Raw genomic sequence first — 20,685 nt, forward strand, 5'->3', positions numbered from 1 at the left:
CGCGAGGGAGCATTTTTTACTTGCTCATGCTGCCCAGATTGAAGACCTGTTCGAGCATTGGGTTAAACGCGTAGCCCTTAACCGAGTCACGCATCGGCAGGGTGTAGCTCTTCTGATAGAGGTAGGCATAGACGCTGTCCTTGAGCACCATTTTCTGTGCTGTTTGGTATAGCTCGACGCGCTTTGCGGTATCGCTGGTTGCGGCCGCTTCGCGGATCAACTTGTCTACTTCCGGGCTGCTATAGAACGATCGGTTGCCCTGCAGGCCTTGCATCTTTGAGTCAAACCAGAAGTTCATAAACATGTACGGATCGGCGAAGTCGGGGCTCCATGCACCGACAGCAATGTCGTAGTCCGCTTGGCCGACGCGCTCACGCAGGGTCGCGTTGGCAAGCTTCTCCAGCTTGAGGTTGATGCCCAGTGGTGCCAGCGCTGCTTGCAAGGTTAGGCCGATCGGCTCCCAGTTAGGATCCTTGTCCGAGTACATGTAGCTAAGGTTTGTAATTTTCTGCGGTGCTTTAGCCAGGCTGTCCTTGGCGGCTGCCATGCCTTGCTTCATCGGTGGCAAGGAGCTGTCGTAAGCCCACATGCCATCCGGGATCGGCCCGTTCATTAGCTTGGCCTTGTCCTTGAGAATGCCTTTGACAATGCCGTTATAGTCCACCGCTTCGGTAATCGCACGACGTGCATCGACGCTGGTCAGCGCGCCCTTTTTGTTATTCAGGTACAGGTAGGTAACCCGTAAGGATGGGAATTCCTTAACCACCACTCCCGACTTACTAGCGAGTGCGCCGAGCTGATCTTCAGGCATGTCTTCGATGATGTCCAAGTCACCGCGTTCCAGCTGCAGGCGACGCACGGAAGGCTCACCGATGATCTTGATAACCACAGTTTTCAGAGCAGGTTTGGGGCCGGCGAAATAGGTGTTCGGCTCCATGGTCAGCGACTGGCCTTTTTGCCAGTTGCTCAAGCGGAATGGCCCGGAGCCTGCGGTGTGGCTCGACAGCCAGGCGTTCACGTCGGAGCTTTTACTAACAACATCCGGATTGATGATCGAGGCGCCGTTGTGGGCCAGGGTAAATAGGAACGGTGCGAACGGTGTCTTCAGAGTGAAACGGATTGTCTGTGGATCGACGACTGCCACCACCATGTCCTCCGGGAATGCACCGGAAGGCCCCTGTTTAAGGGTCATCAAGCGATCAAAGGAAAACTTCACTGCGGCAGCATCAACCGGCGCTCCGTCATCGAATTTGTTGCCGGGTTTGATTTTGAACTCCCAAACCAAATTGTCCGCTGAAACAGTCCAGCTCTCAGCTAGGTCGCCCTGAACTTCGGTGCTGCTTTTGTCACCTTCGACTTTATAACCGACCAGACGTTGGTACGACGGGTAGGTGATTGTCCAGTCGTTGTTATCAAAGGTCACGGCTGGGTCGAGGGTTTGCGGATCGGCAGGTTTTCCGATAACCAGCGTGTCTTGCGGTACAGCCGCCGTTGCCGCCTGCCAGGCACCGAAACTCAACGCGCCGCATAGGACACTCAGCAACAGTTTGCCCGCGCTGGGAGAGGTTTTACTGGTCACGATGTTCATTGGGTTCATGCCGGTTTCCTTGATCATTCGATATATGGAAGTACGTCAGGTTTTTTATAAAAGCTATAACCGGGCAGTAGCAGGTGAAACGTAAGTAACGCTGACTTGTTGTTGTTATCAGCCGCACTGAATGTGGGCTGCGCGGTGTCATTTTCGAAAACTCGTTGGTTTCGTTGGTTTCGTTGGTTTCGTTGGTGAGGTGTTGCGGTTGGGTTTTCTTGTAAAAGCCGTGTCTTACTTGTCCTCCAGCAATGGGTAATCGTCGGCATTTGGTAATTCGTAATGCCACCACTCCGTGGCAATCGCCTGGAACCCGGCGCTAAGCATGATCCCTAGTAACAGCAGACGATTGCGTTGCACGTTCACTGGCAGGTCGGAGTAGAACTGATGGGACTTTTCTTCCATGGCGTCGAAGGCGGTGCCCATATCCAGTGGCTCACCATCAATACCCACTAATGTCAGATCCACCGCGACTCCACGGCTATGGTGGGAACCCAAATGCGGGTCGCGCACGTAGTCGTTGTTTGGCAAGGCTTCCCACAAAAGGTGTTGGGCGTACGGCGGGCGGTAGGCGTCATAAATGCGTAGGGTAAATCCAGCCTGGCACGCATGCAGGCTAGCCTGCTTCAAGCAGTCGGCAGCTTGACGATGCAACAGGCATTTTGTAGTCGGGTAGATCACTCTTCCAACCAGGTTGTCTTTACCGGCGTAGATCAGGTCGATTTGCACCTGATAGCTCTTGGCATCAATCTCTACAAGGGGGCTGTTATTCACACAAACACTCCGTTTGGAATTCGGTAGGGCATTGGGATCAGCCTTCGAATTGGCCGAAAGCTTTTTGCAATTGACGGTTCTTGGCCAGGCGTTCATCGAGACGGTCGCCATATTTTTCTGCGACGGCTGAGACGATAAGATTTAACAGGCACGCCAGCGGTGCAGGGGAGTCCCAGAACTGCCCGACATCGGTTTTCAACTGCAAAAGATCCAGCGGATAGTCCCGTGCCCAAGGGCATTGCAAGTCGGTGATCAGGGCCAGTGGCAGGTCGTTGTCTACCGCCGCGTCGCAGAAGGTTTGGGTCACGCTGGAATAAGCGCGGAAATCCGAAATTATTGCGTAAGGATTGGCGAAGCCGGAGTTCAGGGTTTCTGCGTAGATACCAGACAGACCGTCGACGTAGTAGACCTTAGGGCGAATATATTCAAGGTGGCTATGAAACGCGGTGAGAATCCCACGAGTTGATTGAATCCCGAGAATGAACACCGCGTCGGCTTCATGGATGCGTTGCACGATATTGGCAAAAACATCGCTGCGCGCCAGACCATAGACGTGCTGGATAGCCTCGATTTCGCGATTCATTGAGCGGTCGAGAGCGTCCTCCTGATTGGCTTCTACGCGAAAGGCCGCAATGCGGTCGGTGATCAGCCATGACGTCGGCGTGTCGCCTCGCAGACTCTGTTTCACCTCATCAATGTTCTGATAACCGAGAGATCGCAAAAACCTCCCTACAGAAATTCCGGTTGTTGAGGCTTGCTGCGCAATGCTGTCAGCCGACTCGAACGGAAGCTGTTCTGGGTTACCCAGCAGATAGCTGGCGATGCGTTTGCCAGTGGGAGTCAGGCTTGAGAACTGTTGTTCCAGTAACTGAAGAAAGCTGTTTTTTTCGATAGGCATATCAGCGCACCAGTACCAGATTTGTTATTATTTTGTCATTGTTGCGTCTAGTGTTATAAACATAACACCCGCTTTCAAAGTAACGCAATGTCTTTTTAGGCGATTTTGTGCGGTGTCGAAAGGGGCTAGCTGATTGGGCTGGTCAGAGACAAAAGGAGTGTCTTGATCGTAACCGTGGTGCTCAGAAATGTACGTCCGGAGCGAGTGCCCGACTCATGGCGGCAGGAGGTTTCGTTAAAATCTGATGCGCTCCAGATTTTGTTCAGAAAGCGAGTACAGGAACTGGAGCAGAACGGTTGGCGAATCGATGTCGGGACTGGTCAACAGTTTCGGCACTTTTATCGGGTTGCGGGTCATGTTGGGTGTGGGCGAAGCGCCGATGTTTCCTTCGGCGGCCAAGGCGCTGTCGGAGTGGTTCGAGGCAGAGGAACGAGGCACACCCACCGGTATTGTCTGGTCATCCACGTGCGTCGGCCCATGCCTGGCGCCACCGTTGCTGACGCTGTTTATGGTCAACTTCGGCTGGCGCGGGATGTTCATCATCACTGGGGTCATCGGTCTGGTGTTGGCGCTGTGCTGGTTTGCCTTCTACAAGAGCAAGGCGCAATACCTGGCACAGCTTGCGGACAGCGGCGAGTTACCGCCGGCACTGAAAAAAGCGTCGGTAACGGCTACCGGGGCTTCGGCGCCCAAGGGGTCGTTTTTTGCCGACTGGCTCGATCTGTTCAAGCATCGCAGCACCTGGGGCGCTGTCCTTGGCTTCATGGGCGTGATCTACATGCTCTGGCTGCACCTGACCTGGTTGCCGGGTTATTTTGAGCGTGAACACGGGCTTGATCTGTACAAGACTGCCTGGGTCGTTTCCCTGGCGTACCTGTTTGGCGCCTTCGGTACGATCCTCGCAGGGCGGGTCTGCGACCTGTTGGTCAAGCGTGGTCTGGGAATTCTGGGAAGCCGCAAGTTTACCGTGGTCACCGGTTTGTTAATGGCGGCGGCGTTCACCGTGCCGCTGTCGTTTGTCAGCGGCCTGACGAGTTGCATCATTCTGCTGTGCCTGGCGCTGTTCAGCATCAACATGGCCAGCGCCACGGCCTGGATGATCGTCAACACCATCGTCGCCACACCGCGCGTGGCATCCTTCGGTTCGATTCAGAACTTTGGCGGCTACATCGCCGGTTCCATTGCGCCGATCGTGACCGGGTTCAGTATCCAGTACTCCGGATCCTTCTCCACGGCCTTCATGATCAGTGCCGTGGTGGCAGTGTTTTCTGCTCTGGCCTATTTCCTGTTGTTGAAAGAGCCGATAGGCGACTCATCAGCTGTCAGCAAATCGGCTCCGGCAGGCTCGGGAATTCGGGCGACTGACTCAGGATCCTGAACCTCGAAACGGGTTAGTTAAAACGACCGATCACATGGGCACGGCGATGAGCAATAATCCATAGCCTGGTGATCAACTGTGGCGGTCGCGGGGGCGTGCCTGGCCTTGCCCCCGCGACCGCCACAGGTCTTGCGTCTGACGTTCAGTCAGTCCTAGACACTACTGACACGGGTACTCGTCGCTTTCGCATCGCTTGGGTGATGAGAGTGATGTGCCTCTACCGCTTCGGTCACCAGCGCAATCTCCTTGCCTTCGGTGTCGAAGAGCTTGCCGCCGCTGAAATAATCGCCTTCACGCAGCGCCGTGACATCCTTGACGCGCAGAATACGCTCGGAGCCGGCGACGAATACTGACTGTTGATCCGAGTTGCCGGCGGTGAAGTGGTTGAACGTCAGGTTCAGCACAATCGCCATGATTGCCGACGAACTGATGCCGGAATGGAAGATCGTGGCAAACCAGGTTGGGAAGTGGTCGTAGAAGTTTGGTGCCGCGATGGGAATCATGCCGAAACCGATGGAGGTGGCGACAATGATCAGGTTCATGTTGTTGCGATAGTCGACCTTGGACAACGTGCGGATACCGCTCGCAGCCACGGTGCCAAACAGGACGATACCGGCACCGCCGAGCACGGAAGTCGGTACCGCAGCGATCACCCGACCCATCACTGGCAGCAGGCCGAGAATCACCAGAAACAACCCGCCGGTGGCTACCACGTAACGGCTCTTGACCCCGGTAACCGCGACCAGCCCAACGTTCTGCGCAAAAGCACTCTGGGTAAAGGAGCCGAAGATCGGCGCGATCATGCTCGACAGCATGTCGGCGCGCAGGCCGTTGCCCAGACGCTTGGAGTCGACCTTGGTGTTGATGATTTCACCGACCGCCAGGATGTCTGCGGAGGTTTCGACCAGCGTCACCATGATCACGATGCACATCGAAATGATCGCTGCGACGTGAAAGGTCGGCACACCGAAATGGAAGGGGGTCGGGAAGCCGAACATCGGCCCCTGACTGACCGTGGAGAAGTCAGCCATGCCCAGGAAAACCGCGATGACAGTGCCAATGACCATGGCCAACAGAATCGACAATCGCGAAATCGTCGCACTGCCAATTTTGCTCAGCAATAACACCAGTACCAAGGTGACCGCAGCCAGACCGATGTTCGACATGCTGCCGAAGTCTGCTGCATGGCTGTTGCCGCCCATCGCCCAGCGGGCCGCAACCGGCATCAGTGTCAGGCCGATCGTGGTGATCACAATGCCCGTCACCAACGGCGGAAAGAACTTGGTGATCCTGGAGAACACCGGTGTGATCAATAACCCGATCAACGACGCTGCGATGACGGCACCCAATATCGACTGAAAACCCCCACTGCCGTCGCTGCTGACAATGGCCACCATGGTCGCGACACCAGAGAAGGAAACGCCCTGCACCAGCGGCAGCTGACACCCGAAAAACGGCAAGCCGAGGGTCTGCAACAATGTCGCCAGGCCCCCCGCGAACAGTGACGCGGCGATCAACAGGCCGATGTCCGCGGGAGAAAGCCCAGCCGCCTGGCCGATGATCAGCGGCACCGCGACGATACCGCCGTACATGGTCAACACGTGCTGAAGGCCATAAGCCATATTCGCGCCGATCCCGAGATTTTCATCCTCAGGCCGTTGTTGTGAAACAAGAGGCGTTTTCATGGTGAAGGGTTCTCTGTTTTTATTGTTGGCGACACTGTATTCAATAAAACAAAGTCTTGTCCAATGGATTGTATACAAGATTTTATTTGAAGCATCTGGCAGGTGGCTTCAGGTGCGAGCCGATGGTTTGCACCTCGCCATGGCACCAACCGCTGTCAGCGCCATGCCGAAGGTGTGGATCAATTACTTGCGTGCCTCGAGGATCAGGTTGAACGGCGTTTCCGCGGCCCGGCGGAAATGCTTGAACCCGGCCTCGGTGAAGACATCACGCAGGCGCTTCTCTCCAGCTTGTGCACCCAAACCAAGGCCGACCTCCTGAGACAGCGAGTTGGGTGTGCAGATGAAGGTCGACGCGGCGTAGAACAGCCGTCCCACCGGATTAATGTTCTCGTCGAGTGTGTCGTTGGCATAAGGCTCTACCAGCAGAACTGTTCCGTCCGGTTTGAGGGACTGGTAGGCATGCTGGGCAGCGCCTACCGGGTCGCCCATATCGTGAAGGCAATCGAAGTAGCAGATCAGGTCGTAATCGTTACCAGGGTAGTTCTTGGCTGTGCCCTGGACGAAGCTTGCGCGACCCGTCACGCCGCCTTCCTCCGCACGCTGCTTCGCGGTGGTGATGGATGGCGCGTGGAAGTCGAAGCCCACAAAACGTGACGCCGGGAAGGCCTGCGCCATGATCACTGTGGATGCGCCATGCCCGCAGCCGACATCTGCCACCTTGGCGCCGGATTTCAACTTGTCGACCACCCCCTCCAGGGCCGGTAGCCACTCGGCTACCAAGTGCGCCCGATAGCCAGGCCTGAAGAAGCGCTCCGTACCGCTGAACATGCACGGATGGTGATCGCCCCAGGAAAGGGCACCATTGCCGCGCATGGCGGCGACCAGTTTGTCCTTGTCATGGAACAACGCCGCGACCACCACGGCACCGCCCGCCACATAGACCGGGGAATCCTCTATCGCCAATGCCAGGGCTTGCTCCTCGGGAAGACGGAACTGCCCGTTGATGTGCTCCATGTAGCCGGATGCCGCGTGGGCGCTGAGCCATTCACGGAGCAGGCGAGCGTTGCAGCCGGTTTTGCTGGCGAGTACTTCGGGGGTGACGGGTTGGCTGTCGGCCATTGCCTTGTACAGACCGAGTTCTTCGCCGAGGATCATATTCGCGAGCATCGCCGCGCCACCCATATCGGTAACCAGCTTGCCCATGAAGTCATTGAGTTTGGCCTCGTCCATTACGTGTCCTCCTGTAAAGGGCCACCGTTAACGGGCGTTGCTTGTCGAGGCAGCAACCGGCTCGGCGGTGGTCGGATGGATGACCAGGACGACAGCGCAGACGCAAGGTGTCGGGAAGCTGTCTGCTGCGCGAGCTCCCGAACACACTGCCTGTTCGGGATGATGTGGACGCAAAGTGTCGTCCTGTGTGATGCCGCTGTGCGATCAGTCCCTTATAGGACCCTTGCGAGTAGCCATGAGCTCCTGAGCCAAAAGCATGTCGGCACGAATGTTTACACGCTCGATCGGGGGCTCGGGCATGGCATTTTCCCCGTGTAGGGGAATATTTCAGTGTAGTACGCGGTCAAGCGGTGCGCTGTCGATCGGTCTTCGACGCAGGCTTCAGAGCACGGGAGGTGGGCCTTCTCACACCAGCAGACGCAACGTTTCAAAGAGTTGTCGGTCTTCCTTTTTTGCTGAGCGCGCATGGCGTCGAATGACGTCTAACAGGCAATCGGTAAAACAGTTCGCCGCATTGCTGAGCGCGCCATTTCGGCGGGTGACGATGCTCAGTTGTCTGGGTTCGAACTGTTCGCTCAACGACAAGGAAACCACTCGACCTAGAAAAGGGGGGGCGATGCTCAAAATGGAGGGGCCCCAGGTACACATGTCGGCTCGCTCGACCATCATCTGTAATATCGCCAGTGAGTGTGCTCGAACGATGCGCGTCTCATCGATGTGCGCGCCATGTTTCCAGAAGATTTCCTGCATGAGCGCGTCGTGTCCGTCCGGCGCATAGTTCAATGTCCAGTTCTGGTCGAGCAGATCATGGATTGATCGAACCCCTTGTCGTGCATGGCCTTGGCGGACCAGAACTGACGTCTGGTAGTCGAGCAACGTTTCGCAGGCAAACTCCTGGGTCGCTTGGGAAGGGTGAAGCTGGCCGATCGCAAAGTCCATGCTGCCATCACGCAGGAGAGGCTGGGCAACCGCCATCAGGCTCTCGAACAGCTCCAGTTTGACTTCCGGCATTCTCTCTCGAAATACCAATACCACGTCGGGCAAGAAAGTTAACGCGATCCATGGCGTTATCCCGACACAGAGTCGCCCCTGGGCTTTACCACGCATGTGATCAAGCTCTATCTGTGCATGTTCGAGTTGCTTGAGCACGAGTCTGGCGTGAGTCAGCAACACCTTTCCATATTCAGTGAAATTCAGCCCGCTGGGCGTTCTGATGAACAGCGGCAACTGTTGAGTCGTTTCCAGTTCGCGCAACGCTTTGGTTACCGCAGCCTGAGAAATGTCCAGCGAACGCGCGGCGGCCCGGATGCTCCCTGTCTCGGCGCTGGCAATCAGTGCTTGTAATTGATGCAGTTTCATCTGATCACTCTAGTGACAACTACCGGTTGTCATCATAACCAAACTGAGCCTCCCCAGCATAAAGTCTGTTCCCTAAGATCGACCCCAACAGCGCCTTGGGTACTCGCCATTCGGCACCAGGTCAGCTGGTTGATCTTATCGAGGAGTACACGCATGAATGCCGGCCACGTTCTGCCAGGGATCGCAGAGATGCAGGATGAAATGATCGCCCTGCGTCGCAGTATCCACGCTCACCCAGAATTGGGATTTGAAGAGTTCACCACCAGCGAGCTTGTTGCACAACGTCTGACAGAGTGGGGGTTCCAGGTCAGCAAAGGGGTGGGCAAGACCGGTGTGGTCGCCACCCTGACAAATGGCGAAGGGCGGTCCCTTGGATTGCGCGCCGATATGGATGCGCTGCCGATACAGGAAGCCACTGGTTTGCCCTATGCCAGTCGTATCGATGGCGTCATGCATGCCTGCGGCCACGATGGTCATACCGCAACCTTGCTTGCGGCAGGTAAATACCTTGCGCAAACCCGTGCTTTCAAGGGCACTCTTCATCTTGTTTTTCAGCCTGCTGAAGAAGGGCTGGGTGGTGCCAGAAAGATGCTTGAAGATGGCCTGCTCGAGCGATTCCCGTGTGACGCCATCTTTGCCATGCACAACATACCGGGCTACCCAGCAGGGCACTTTGGATTCTACAGTGGACCCTTTATGGCTTCTGCCGACACCGTGACGATCAAGATCATCGGCAACGGTGGCCATGGTGCGGTACCCCACAAGGCGGTCGATCCGGTGGTCGTTTGCTCGTCGATCGTAATGGCCCTGCAAAGCATTGTGTCGCGCAACGTCAATCCTCAGGAAGTGGCCATCATCACGGTGGGCTCCATTCATTCCGGGACCGCCTCGAACGTCATTCCGTCTTCTGCCGAAATGAGTTTGAGCGTGCGAGCACTGACCCCGGAAATTCGCCAGTTACTTGAGGTCAGAATTACCGAGCTGGCAAAGGGCCAAGCGGCCAGCTACGGCGCGCAGGCTCACATTGACTATCAGCATTGCCATCCGGTGTTGATCAATCACCCCGACGAAACCGCGTTCGCCCGTGAGGTCGCCCGAGACTGGTTGGGAGAAGGGCACCTGATCAACGACTTGCGGCCATTCACCGCCAGTGAGGACTTTGCCTTTATTCTGGAAAAATGTCCTGGGAGCTATCTAGTGATCGGCAATGGCCAAGGGGACAGCGGTTGTCTGCTGCATAACCCCGGTTACGACTTCAATGATGACTGCCTGCCGATGGGTGCGAGTTACTGGGTCAAATTGGCTGAGCGTTTTCTGAGTTGAAGCAACACCTTTTCAAGCGTCAACATCTGTACAACAGTCGTCAGCAACCGGGCTCTACGGGCCTATAGAGGAAAAACAATAATGAATAAAATGATCGCTGCTGTTTCACTGGTTTTCTTGACGGCATCCAGCATGGCCGGGGCGGCCGATTGGTCTGGCAAAGTATTGAGGCTGGGCGCTGATCCGACATACCCACCTTTGGAATACAAAACTCAGGATGGCAAGTTGACCGGCTTCGGTATCGACATCACCGAAGCGCTCTGCGAAGAGCTGCACGCTCAATGCATCTGGGTTGAAAGCAGCTGGGACGGGATGATTCCAGGGCTGCTGGCCCGCAAGTTCGACGCCATTGCATCGTCGATGACCATTACCCCAAAACGCATGGAGCAGATCGCGTTTACCGACAAGGTTTCCAACGCTCCGGCACGCTTGGTCGTCAAACGCGGATCGGAGCTGTTGCCAACGCTCGAATCGCTGAAAGGCAAACGCATAGGTGTGGAGCAGGGCTCTACCCAGGAAGCTTTTGCGAAAGCCGTTTGGGGCTCGAAGGGGGTCGATATTCTCTCTTATCAAACTCAGGATCAGGTTTACGCCGACCTGGTTGTGGGGCGCCTCGATGCTTCTCTGCAAGGCTCCATTCAAGCCAGCTATGGGTTTCTGAATAAACCGGTGGGTAAGGACTACGAGTTTGCGGGCGCCACGCTGAGTGACCCGAATTTCTTTGGCGTCGGTGACGGCATCGGCGTGCGCAAGGATGATGTGGTGCTGCGCGAAGACTTGAACAAAGCCCTTGCGACCATCCTGGCCAATGGCACTTACGCACGGATCAACAAGAAGTATTTCGACTTTGACATCTACGGCGCTCAATAAAACGAACCTGATCTTTTAAGCAAAGCAGTGGCTTGGACAGCGCTGCTTTGGCGTTATGATTTCAGGCGTGCAACCCGGTCTATGCGAAGTCCTTCAAAGCGCCTATACCTACCTGAACAACGATCTGCGCTGCGTCGATGATCGATGCCCGGGGTTGAACACACCGTCGCTGGCGGTGGTAAGCGCCCGAGTTTCTATTCATCCGGTTTCTATTCTTCCAGTTTTTATAGGGAGGCCTGTGATGCTTCATATAAGAACACCGTTGGTTTTGCATCCGGGGCTATCGACCTCCACCAGGCGAATCTGGCTCAAGCTGGAAAACCTGCAGCCTAGCGGGTCATTCAAGCTGCGCGGCATGGGTCTGCTCTGCACGCTCGCTGCCGAGCAGGGCAAGAAGAAAGTCGTCTGTCCTTCTGGAGGCAATGCCGGGTTTGCTACAGCAGTAGCGGCGGCCGCGCTAGGTCTGGAAGCAAGCATCATCGTGCCGCAAACAACCCCTGAAAGCACTCGGGCGCGAATTGCCAAAACGGGTGCGCAAGTGATTGTGCACGGTCAGGTTTGGGACGAAGCCAACCAGCTGGCTCTGGAACTCGCCAAAGAGCCTGATACCGAGTATGTGCCGGCGTTCGACCACCCAACGCTTTGGGAGGGGCACAGTACGATGATTGATGAAATCTTGCAGGACTGCCCTCAGGTAGACGCGATTGTGGCCTCGGTTGGCGGTGGAGGTTTACTGGCCGGCATTCTGACCGGCCTGGAACGCCATGCACGGATGGATTGCCGGATCATCGCCTGTGAAACCCAGGGCGCAGCGTCATTCGCAGCTGCAATCAAGGCCGGACACCCCGTCAAGCTTCTCGAGATCAAGACTGTTGCCAGTTCACTGGGTGCATTGCAAGTTGCGCAGTGGCCGGTTCAGCATATCCAGGGCTTCCAGCACACCTGCGTCGTGCTGACTGATGCCGAAGCCATAATGGGCGTCGTTCGGTTTGCCGATGACATGCGCCAATTAGTGGAACCTGCATGCGGCGTTTCTCTTGCCGTCGCGTATCTGGATCATCCGGCGATTGCCGGTGCCCATGATGTGGTTATCGTCGTCTGTGGCGGGGTCAGCATCAGTGCACAGGTCGTTGCCGGATGGGAAAAATCTTGAAGCCAGAGCTTTCCAACTCTCAGCTGATAGATGCGCGAATCAAGGAGCTGAGTGATTGGCGGGGCGAGACGCTCGCTCGGGTCCGAACGCTCATCAAGCAGGCCGACCCTGAAGTGGTCGAGGAATGGAAGTGGAGGGGCGTTCCGGTGTGGTCGCACGCCGGAATCATCTGCACCGGTGAGACGTACAAGAATGTCGTGAAGATGACCTTCGCCAAGGGCGCCTCGTTGGAGGACCCTTCAGGGCTCTTCAACTCCAGCCTCGAAGGCAACACCAGACGTGCCATTGATGTTCATGAGGGCGACAGGATTGATGAAAAGGCGTTGAAGGCGCTCATTCGTGCTGCCGTGGCTCTCAACACATCGGTGCGAGCGGCCGCTCGCACCAAATCGGCTGAATGAGCTGTCCTTCGAAACCTGGATTGATGTGACCTTTTAAAGCTCCATGACTGATCAAGGCAGAAATAGCAGCAGCCTTATTTTTCAAATGGAACGTGTCTATGTGCGTACTTGACGCTTCATGCCGTTAAGTGGGAAAACGTGCGCGGCCCAAATGGACGCTTCGATGGAAGCGTTGGTTAATGCGCGAATAAAGGAATATTCATCAGAAACTATGAAAACGTTATTGTGTTTGCTGATTGCCACTGGGGTCGGCACCGCGCTGCAGTATGCCGGTGTCCCCCATGGCCTGTTGCTTGGCTCGATACTCGCGACCGCGGTGATCGTCAGCAACTTGCGTTTTTCTCCCACGCTGCGCTTCGGCCTTGGCTACGTGCAAATCGTGTTGGGGATCGCTACCGGCCTGATGTTTGAGTCGTGGGACAGCCAGACGGTGGCCGCCATGTTGCCCAGCCTGGGCTTTCTGCTGTTGTGCCTGACGGCTCAGGTCGCCGTGGCCGGTTTCTGGCTGCTCAGAGTCTCGGGATGGAACCTGAAGGATTCCCTGTTGGCCGTCTACCCGGGCGCACTCGCCGCGGTGTTCGATTTGCTGGAGTCCGAGCGTGCGTCCAGCAAGGTGATCATCGTGCACCTGGTCCGACTGCTGTCGATCACCGTGCTGGTCAGTTTTTGCATTCCCGGGCATTCCACATGCCGCAATGGAGTGTCGATTGCGCCGCGGTCATCCTCGGTGTGCTGATTGGATCGAAATTCAAGGAAATCACCCTGGCGGAGTTTGTTCGCCACGGACGGGCCGGGCTGATTGCCGTCGCACTGATGTTGCTGATTGCAGCGGCGTTTGCCGGGGTGGCCGGGCGGGTCCTGGGCAGCGATCCCTTGTCGTTGTGGATGGCGTATATGCCTGGCGCCATCGAGACCATCGCCATCGCCATCGTCGCGTTCAGTGGCGGGCTGAACGTTGTGTTCATCCTGTCTCATCATCTGGTGCGGATGGTCGTGTTGCACTTTGCGCCAGCCTTGATCGTTCAGGCGCGTCGCTGGCGCGAAAATGTCTGATCAGACAAATCACCTGTGGCCACGTTGTCTTGAGGTTTTGTTTCAATAAACTGATTTATCAGGGAGGACTCAGGAAACCAGGTCCTTATTTAGCATCTGTTGGTCGCCGCGTTCCGGTGCGAACCGATCCTGCGGCGGCCGGTTCGCTTGGTTGAGGGTCATTACACATCATTGAGATTTGTGCGCTGCCTCCTGCCGGTCCTCCCGTTTATCCTGTTCATTGCGGAACAGCTTGTCGGCATTTTTTTTCTGAACGTCGGAAAACGTGCCGTACAGAGCGCTAAACGTAGTGGCAAGCTTCTGCATATTGTCCGCGTGCAATTGGGCTAATTTGGCATAGGACGCCATCGCGTCATCGGCACTCAACGATGCGAGCTTCTCCGCACGCTCCAGAAAGGCTGTATCGGCGTTGTGAGCATTGTCGCGTATGGTTTGCGCATAGGCATCCCATTGTGCTGACTGCTTGTCGGTGATTTTCAGCTTGGCGTGCAGTTCTTTGATCCTCTTCTCTACAACGTCTACGTGCTTTTTGGCAGGACTGGCAGCCGTCTGTGACGGTGAAGGACTGCTCGCTGCCGTCGTCTGTGCCGAGACCGAAGTGGTGAGGAATGCCAGCATCAACGCTGCTGGCATAGCCGCTTTAAGTACGAAGTTTTTCATGTCTTTATATCCGGATTGAGTTGTCGAATTGACGGCCGTTGCATGGGATATATCAGTGTGAGCGGCGGTCGCTCGGGTTTCATGCGGCGACGGAGCTTAATAGCCGGGAGGAGGGTATCCATAGCCGGGTGGAGGGTATCCATTGGAATTGTACGTGTTGGGATAGTACGACCTGGGGTAGTACCTGACCGCCCGGTGGCGGTGGCGGTGGCGGAGGTGGCTCCCGGTAAATCACGGCGGGCGGCGCCTGTACCGCACCCGCGACCACTGCTCCCAACACTGCGCCAACGAGTACCGCCCCCAAATCGCCGCGGCCACCACCGCGATAGTCTCCGTCACCGCGGCCGCGATAGTCACGATGACTCTCATGGCCACCACGATAGTTGCCATGGTAAACCTGCCGGCCGTCGCCCTCGCGTTGATTGTAGTGCTGCGCTTGTGCCGGTAGCGCGGCAGCTGCCACCGTAACAGCGACGAGCATCACTGCCAGTCGTCGGTATACAGACATTTGCGAATTCTGAGTCATGAGTAATGCCTCTTGAAATCATGGAACCACTGAACTGAAGGCAGTAGTAGCAAACCCGCCCAACCTCGGTGCGCGTGCCAACCTGGCGTTTGATTAGAGAAATACTGGCTCATTCAATACTGACGCCAGCCACCTCACCTTGGTTCCATCGTCCACTAGATGAAGCGGGGCATCTTTTTTACTTCGGGGCAGGTCCACACTGACCGCTATCACCCTGCCAGCCCGGCCGGCCAATCCTGGTGCTCGGCCTGTGATTCGAACCAGCTCAGGACCGCCTTGCAGGCCGGGTGCGCGGCGGGGCTGTCGCGCAGCCAGAGGGCATAGACGCCGCCGGTTTTCAGCGGTTCGCCGAAGGGTACGATCAGGCTGCCGCGGGCGATGGCGTCCCGGGCCAGGATCCGATCGGTCATGGCCACGCCCAATCCGCGGGCGGCGGCGTCGAGCGCCAGGTCGTCGAGGTTGAACAGGATGTGCTTGTAAGTGCGCGGTGTCTGATCGGGCTGGGCCTGCAGCCAGGCGCTCCACTCCTGGCCACGGGTGGAACCGTGAATCAGCGAATGTCCGGCCAGTTCATCCAGTGACGCGGGCGGCACCAGGTTGCCCTCCAGCAGTGGCGCACACACCGGAATCAGGTACTCATCGAACAGCGGCGTCAGTGCCCGCTCATCAAGCCCCTTGGGCAAATACAGCACGTAAGCATCGCAATCGCCGTCAGGCTCCATGGCTTCGAAGCCCACCGTTTCGATGGACAGGCACAGCCCGGGGTTGGCCGCATAAAACGCGCTGAGCCGAGGCAGCAACCAACGCACCGCCAGGGACACAAAGATCCGGATGCGAAACGGTCGGTCCATTGGCACCGGCGCGAGGCGCTCTTGCAGGGCGCTCAATGACCTGAGCACTTCCAACGCCACGTCATAGACGTCCCGGCCCTGCTCGGTGAGGGACACCCGGCGGCTGGTGCGCTCGAACAAGGGCACGCCGTAATGCTCTTCCAGCTGTTGAATCTGCCGACTCACCGCGCTTTGGGTCAGGTGCAGGCGCGTTGCAGCGTCGGTGAAGCTGCTGGTCTCCGCCACATTGACCAATGTCTGCAGGGCATGCAGGGACGGAACCCGAAGTTGTTTATTCATGCGTTTCTCGAATAGATGGATGAATTAATAACGTTCGTAACCTGACGCGGATCTCCTTAAATTGTAGACATGTAGCGCGGCAAGGGTGATGGCAAAGATGCCCTGAGCGCATGGATTGTGAAGGAGTGGCAGGCATTGAACAATGTATGTGGCTGGATCGCCCTGGCGGGTGAATCTCCCCAGCGGCCGAAGCTGACAGGCTCGCAGAAAACCGACTGGCTGATTATCGGTGGTGGCATTACTGGCCTCTCAGCCGCCCACAGCCTGGCGCAGATATTTCCCCAGCAGCGCATCGTGCTGCTCGACCGCCAGCGTGTGGCCCAAGGGGCTTCGGCGCGTAATTCGGGGTTTGTCGTCAGCCATGAATTACCGGCGCTCAATGAGCTGATCGGCCAGCCCGGCCATGATGCCTATCAGCTTGCTTCGCGCATTGGCGTCGCCGCAGGCAAAGAGGTGCGCCAGCGTATTGCCGAGCTCGGCATCGAGTGCGAGCTCAGCGACGCCGGCTACCACTTTGCAGTCCACCAGCCACAGCACCTGGATCACAGCGAGCAGTGCGTCGCGACCCTCAACGCCGCTGGCGCCAGCGCCTCGTGCCTGGAGGGCAAAGCCTTGCAGCAGCGATTGGGCAGCCGCTTCTACCAGCGGGCGATCCACTGCGGCGGCGGCAACGGCTTGTTGCAGCCGGCCAAGTACGTCAAAGGCTTGTTGGACCGACTGCCGGCCCAGGTCGAGGTTTACGAGAACAGCAGCGTCGACGACCTGCAACCGATCGCCGGCAAGGGTTGGCGGGCGCGGACCGCTGAAGGTGAAATCGAGGCCGCGCAAGTGCTGGTCTGCGTGGGTGCTTTCCTGCCCCGGGTCGGCCTGCATCGCAGTGGCACCTTCGCCTTGGAACTGAGCGCCAGCATCACTCGGCCCCTGACCGGTGAACCTTGGCAAAAGCTCTTCGACGACCAGGGCTGGGGCGTGCTCTCGACCTTGCCGGGCGGGGCCACGGTGCGCCTGCTGCCAGGCCGCCGCCTGTTGATCCGCAACACCGTCGAATATCGCCAGCGCGACCTTAACGGGTCCGACCTTGCGGCGCGTCAGCACCAGCACCTGCTGGGTTTGCAGAAACGCTTTCCCGGCATCACCGCGGCGGATGTGCAGCACACCTGGACCGGGCACCTGAGCGCCACCCGCTCCGGCGAACCGTATTTCAGCCGCATCGCCGAGCGCCTGCACGGGGTGTCCGGCTGTAATGGCTCCGGGGTCGCGCGCGGCACCCTGTGGGGGCGGCTGCTGGCGGAAATGGCCGCTGGCGGCGACTCCCCGGTGCTGCGCGATGTCCTGGCCCAGGCCCGGCCCGGCTACCTGCCACCCCGGCCACTATTCGACATCGGTGCGGTACTGCGCATGGGCTGGGAAGTCCGGCGCGCCCGACACGAACGTTAACCGCCGCAGCGAGGTTCGCTGCACTATATTAAAACAAGAGAGGTCGGCACCATGATCAATCGCACAACCACGGCACTGTTAACCCTGGCGTTGTCTGCCGGTTCGGTGCAGGCGGCAGACTCCGTCAGCATCGCCAACTGGAGTGACTACATCGCTCCCGACACCCTGACCAACTTCACCCGTCAGACCGGGATCAAGACCACCTACGATGTAATCGACAGCAACGAAACCACCGAGGCCAAGCTGATGACCGGCGGCAGCGGTTATGACGTGGTCAGCCCCTCCAACCACTTCCTGCCGCGGCTGATCCAGGCCGGGGCGATCCAGCCGCTGGACAAGAGCAAACTGCCGAACTGGAAAAACCTCGACCCCAAGCTGATGAAGACGCTGGAAACCAGCGACCCGGGCAACCGCTACGCGATTCCGTACATGTGGGTCACGGTGGGTATTGGCTACAACGTCGACAAGATCAAGGCGATTTTCGGCAATACCGACGTTACTCAGTCCTGGCAGATGCTGTTCAAGCCGGAGAACATCCAGAAGCTCAAGCAGTGCGGCGTGGCTTTTCTCGATAACCCGACGCAAATGGTGCCGATCACGCTCAACGCCCTGGGTATCGATCCTCACAGCGAGCAGCCGGCTGACCTGAAACGCGCCGAGCAGGCGTTGCAGGCCATTCGTCCGTCGATCCTGTATTTCCATTCATCCAAATACGTCAGCGACCTGGCCAACGGCAATATCTGCGTGGCCATCGGCTTCAGCGGCGATGTGCTGCAGGCCATGGCCACTGCAAAGCAGGCCAAGAATGGGGTGACCCTCGGCTACAGCATTCCCAAGGAAGGTTCCACCGTGGCAGTGGACATGGTGGCTATTCCAAAGGGCGCGCCGGACCTGGATAACGCCTACGCCTACTTGAACTACCTGCTGGACCCGCAGGTGATCGCCAACATCAGCAACGCCGTGCAGTACCCCAACGGCAACGCCGCATCGCTGCCGTACATCGAACCGCAGCTGCGCAACAACCCGGTGGCCTACCCGCCGCAATCGGTGCTCGATACCCTGTTCCCCATCAAGACCATGTCGCCCGCCGGGATGCGCCTGAGCAGCCGTCTATGGACTCAGATCAAGAGCGGAACGTGACCCAACACCCGCACAAACGTGGCCACGCTCTGGTGGTCGGCGCCGGGGTGGTGGGCATCGCCACCGCCCTGTGGCTGCAACGTCAGCACTGGTCAGTGACCCTGCTGGATCGCCAGCCGCCGGGCAGCGCCACCTCTTTTGGCAACGCTTGCACCTTTGCTACCTACGCCGTGGAGCCAGTGGCGACCCCCGGTATCTGGCGCAAGGCCGCGGGGATGCTGCTGCGGCCGAACAGCCCGCTGGCCGTGCGACCGGCCTATTTGGGCAAAATCGCGCCCTGGTTATGGCGCTTTTTGGCCTGCTCCACGCCACGCCGGGTCGAAGCCATCAGCCACGACCTGAACAGCCTGTTCAAACCCTGCATGGGCTCCTGGGCGACCCTGCTCGACGACGCTGGCGCCAACCATTTGGTGCGTCATGACGGCTCGCTGTACATCTTCGAACGTCACGAGCGCCAGGTTGCCCTCGATATGTTGGCCTGCCACCAGGCCTTCGAGGTGCCGATGCGTCTGGTGGACGGACCGGAGCTACGGACACTGGAACCGGCGCTGAATGCCCGCGCTGCCTGTGCCCTGGAGCTGCCTGAAGTCAGTCGCACCCTCGATCCCTATGCCCTGAGTCTGAAGCTGTTCCAGCGCTTTATCGAACTGGGCGGGCGCTTCCAGCGCGGTGAATTGCACGGCATCGAGCGCGGTGCCGGCAACAGTGAGCGGGTGGTGGCGCGACTGGCCAGCGGTGAACATCTGGATGCCGAACGTCTGGTGCTGTGCACCGGTGCCTGGTCGCGGACGCTGGCCAAGGCCCTGGGCGACGAGATCCCCCAGGACACCGAGCGCGGCTATCACGTGCTGTTCGAACAGGCCGCAGCGTTGCTCAACCGGCCGGTGTGCTGGGGGGCAGGGGGCTTCTATATGACGCCGATGGCCCAGGGGCTGCGGGTGGCAGGTACTGTGGAATTCGCCGGGCTTGAAGCGCGGCCGGACCCGCGGCGCTACCGTTACCTGGCCAACGGCGCGCGGCGCTTCCTGACCTTGCACCACGAACCGTCATCGCACTGGATGGGTTTTCGCCCGTCGCTGCCCGACAGCAAACCGGTGCTCGGTCAGTCGCGGCTGTTGCCCCAGGTCTACTACAACTTCGGCCATGGCCATGTAGGTTTGACCTTGGGGGCCATCACCGGGCAGTTGATCGCGGAACAGGCCAGCGGGCTGCAGCCGGCGGTAGCACTGGGGGCGTTTTCGCCGCAGCGGTTCAAGTAGTGCCGGGCTGATCAGGCGCTGCACCGAGGGTGCATGTAAAGGCGCAAACATATACAGACAACAAGATCAGGGGACGGCAGTAACGATGCGGCGATGCTTTCAAGGAGAAAGAGCGTGGATTCCCGTCTCGTTTCCTGCTCAAAATACAAAAAAGCGCCACTCATTGAGTGTAATACCGTTCAGTTAAGGAAATTGTAGGAGCGAGCTTGCTCGCGATGGACTCAGGAGCGCCGCGTTTAGCCAGTAAACACGCGTTATCGTTAACATCCATCGCGAGCAAGCTCGCTCCTACAGGGTCGCAGCGTTCTCTTAACTGAACAGCATTGCACTCAATGAGTGGCGCTTTTTTTGCGCGCTTTTTATGGTAGTGAAAAGGGAGGCTTCGGCTTAATTCCAGTCAGTTAATAGAAATGCACAGTACTTCGACATAAACCTGGGTCTTTCGGCGAGTGTAATATTGCCAGGATCGCAGCCTGCGGCAGCTTCTACGCCGAGCCGACTCACCCTTGAAATAACGAGTGTGCGCAAAACCTGAGCTGCCGAAGGCTGCGATCTTTTGGGGGGCATCCAGCGCTTAACTGACAGACATTGAGGCTTCGGCCTCTTTTTTGGTTCCAGCGATTTCTACCGAAAACCACCTCTAGGGAGACGCTGAACAATTAACCCGTTCGCACCGCCCCCATTGCCAAGCCGGTTTTTTCAACCTGCCGGCCTTATTTTGCATTTCCAGGGCCGATTTTCGCCCTCATTTTGCTGATTTTCGGGTCAACCCCGCCTTAAAGACGGATTTATCCCGCCGCCCGTTGCAAATACCGCTTGGC

At 57.9% G+C, this 20,685-nt stretch carries 15 protein-coding genes and 2 pseudogenes; 9 read left to right on the plus strand and 8 right to left on the minus strand.

Annotated features, from left to right (window positions below):
* Window positions 1-16: 16 nt before the first annotated feature.
* The 3 genes from ACZYSM_RS26615 to ACZYSM_RS26625 all read right to left on the minus strand — a co-directional run bounded on the left by ACZYSM_RS26615 (window position 17) and on the right by ACZYSM_RS26625 (window position 3,260).
* Window positions 17-1,597: an ABC transporter substrate-binding protein gene (locus tag ACZYSM_RS26615; protein WP_489076240.1), complete on the minus strand. Its 1,581-nt coding sequence runs from the start codon at window positions 1,595-1,597 to the stop codon at window positions 17-19.
* A 225-nt stretch (window positions 1,598-1,822) separates the two neighbouring features.
* Entirely contained in the window at window positions 1,823-2,362 is a 540-nt protein-coding gene (gene ddpX / locus ACZYSM_RS26620) for a D-alanyl-D-alanine dipeptidase (RefSeq protein ID WP_489076242.1), read from the minus strand.
* 37 nt (window positions 2,363-2,399) lie between these two features.
* Window positions 2,400-3,260 (minus strand): MurR/RpiR family transcriptional regulator, encoded by an 861-nt coding sequence (locus ACZYSM_RS26625; RefSeq protein ID WP_489076244.1) that lies wholly within the window; start codon window positions 3,258-3,260, stop codon window positions 2,400-2,402.
* 304 nt (window positions 3,261-3,564) lie between these two features.
* On the opposite strand from ACZYSM_RS26625, the pseudogene ACZYSM_RS26630 reads away from it, so the two are divergent.
* A pseudogene (locus ACZYSM_RS26630) lies at window positions 3,565-4,638 on the plus strand (MFS transporter); the annotation flags it as partial.
* 152 nt (window positions 4,639-4,790) lie between these two features.
* Here ACZYSM_RS26630 and ACZYSM_RS26635 read toward each other — a convergent pair.
* The 3 genes from ACZYSM_RS26635 to ACZYSM_RS26645 all read right to left on the minus strand — a co-directional run bounded on the left by ACZYSM_RS26635 (window position 4,791) and on the right by ACZYSM_RS26645 (window position 8,912).
* Window positions 4,791-6,323: a nucleobase:cation symporter-2 family protein gene (locus ACZYSM_RS26635; protein WP_489076246.1), complete on the minus strand. Its 1,533-nt coding sequence runs from the start codon at window positions 6,321-6,323 to the stop codon at window positions 4,791-4,793.
* A gap of 183 nt (window positions 6,324-6,506) precedes the next feature.
* Entirely contained in the window at window positions 6,507-7,553 is a 1,047-nt protein-coding gene (locus ACZYSM_RS26640) for a class I SAM-dependent methyltransferase (protein ID WP_489076248.1), read from the minus strand.
* Window positions 7,554-7,958: 405 nt separating this feature from the next.
* The gene (locus tag ACZYSM_RS26645) at window positions 7,959-8,912 is read right to left on the minus strand and encodes a LysR substrate-binding domain-containing protein (protein WP_489076250.1); all 954 of its coding nucleotides are present in this window, start codon (window positions 8,910-8,912) and stop codon (window positions 7,959-7,961) included.
* Window positions 8,913-9,065: 153 nt separating this feature from the next.
* Here ACZYSM_RS26645 and ACZYSM_RS26650 point away from each other — a divergent pair, with 153 nt between their 5' ends.
* From ACZYSM_RS26650 to ACZYSM_RS26670, 5 genes and pseudogenes are all read left to right on the plus strand, one after another.
* Window positions 9,066-10,235: a M20 aminoacylase family protein gene (locus ACZYSM_RS26650; protein WP_489076252.1), complete on the plus strand. Its 1,170-nt coding sequence runs from the start codon at window positions 9,066-9,068 to the stop codon at window positions 10,233-10,235.
* A gap of 81 nt (window positions 10,236-10,316) precedes the next feature.
* Window positions 10,317-11,105 (plus strand): ABC transporter substrate-binding protein, encoded by a 789-nt coding sequence (locus ACZYSM_RS26655; RefSeq protein ID WP_489076254.1) that lies wholly within the window; start codon window positions 10,317-10,319, stop codon window positions 11,103-11,105.
* A gap of 241 nt (window positions 11,106-11,346) precedes the next feature.
* Window positions 11,347-12,258: a pyridoxal-phosphate dependent enzyme gene (locus ACZYSM_RS26660; protein ID WP_489076270.1), complete on the plus strand. Its 912-nt coding sequence runs from the start codon at window positions 11,347-11,349 to the stop codon at window positions 12,256-12,258.
* Window positions 12,243-12,659 (plus strand): DUF1801 domain-containing protein, encoded by a 417-nt coding sequence (locus ACZYSM_RS26665; protein WP_489076256.1) that lies wholly within the window; start codon window positions 12,243-12,245, stop codon window positions 12,657-12,659. Before ACZYSM_RS26660 ends, ACZYSM_RS26665 begins: the two co-directional genes overlap by 16 nt.
* Window positions 12,660-12,870: 211 nt before the next feature.
* Window positions 12,871-13,712: pseudogene (locus ACZYSM_RS26670) on the plus strand (AbrB family transcriptional regulator).
* Between the two features lie 168 nt (window positions 13,713-13,880).
* Here ACZYSM_RS26670 and ACZYSM_RS26675 read toward each other — a convergent pair.
* Both ACZYSM_RS26675 and ACZYSM_RS26680 read right to left on the minus strand, forming a co-directional pair.
* Complete coding sequence (locus ACZYSM_RS26675) at window positions 13,881-14,372, minus strand: Spy/CpxP family protein refolding chaperone (RefSeq protein ID WP_489076258.1); 492 nt, start codon at window positions 14,370-14,372, stop codon at window positions 13,881-13,883.
* 735 nt (window positions 14,373-15,107) lie between these two features.
* The gene (locus tag ACZYSM_RS26680; protein WP_489076260.1) at window positions 15,108-16,028 is read right to left on the minus strand and encodes a LysR substrate-binding domain-containing protein; all 921 of its coding nucleotides are present in this window, start codon (window positions 16,026-16,028) and stop codon (window positions 15,108-15,110) included.
* A 135-nt stretch (window positions 16,029-16,163) separates the two neighbouring features.
* Here ACZYSM_RS26680 and ACZYSM_RS26685 point away from each other — a divergent pair, with 135 nt between their 5' ends.
* From ACZYSM_RS26685 to ACZYSM_RS26695, 3 genes are read left to right on the plus strand one after another with little or no spacing between them, the layout of a single operon-like run.
* The gene (locus ACZYSM_RS26685) at window positions 16,164-17,465 is read left to right on the plus strand and encodes an NAD(P)/FAD-dependent oxidoreductase (protein ID WP_489076262.1); all 1,302 of its coding nucleotides are present in this window, start codon (window positions 16,164-16,166) and stop codon (window positions 17,463-17,465) included.
* Between the two features lie 51 nt (window positions 17,466-17,516).
* Window positions 17,517-18,605 (plus strand): polyamine ABC transporter substrate-binding protein, encoded by a 1,089-nt coding sequence (locus ACZYSM_RS26690; RefSeq protein ID WP_489076264.1) that lies wholly within the window; start codon window positions 17,517-17,519, stop codon window positions 18,603-18,605.
* Complete coding sequence (locus tag ACZYSM_RS26695; protein ID WP_489076266.1) at window positions 18,602-19,864, plus strand: NAD(P)/FAD-dependent oxidoreductase; 1,263 nt, start codon at window positions 18,602-18,604, stop codon at window positions 19,862-19,864. Before ACZYSM_RS26690 ends, ACZYSM_RS26695 begins: the two co-directional genes overlap by 4 nt.
* Window positions 19,865-20,685 lie beyond the last annotated feature (821 nt).

The sequence above is a fragment of the Pseudomonas sp. F220 genome (assembly GCF_057813935.1).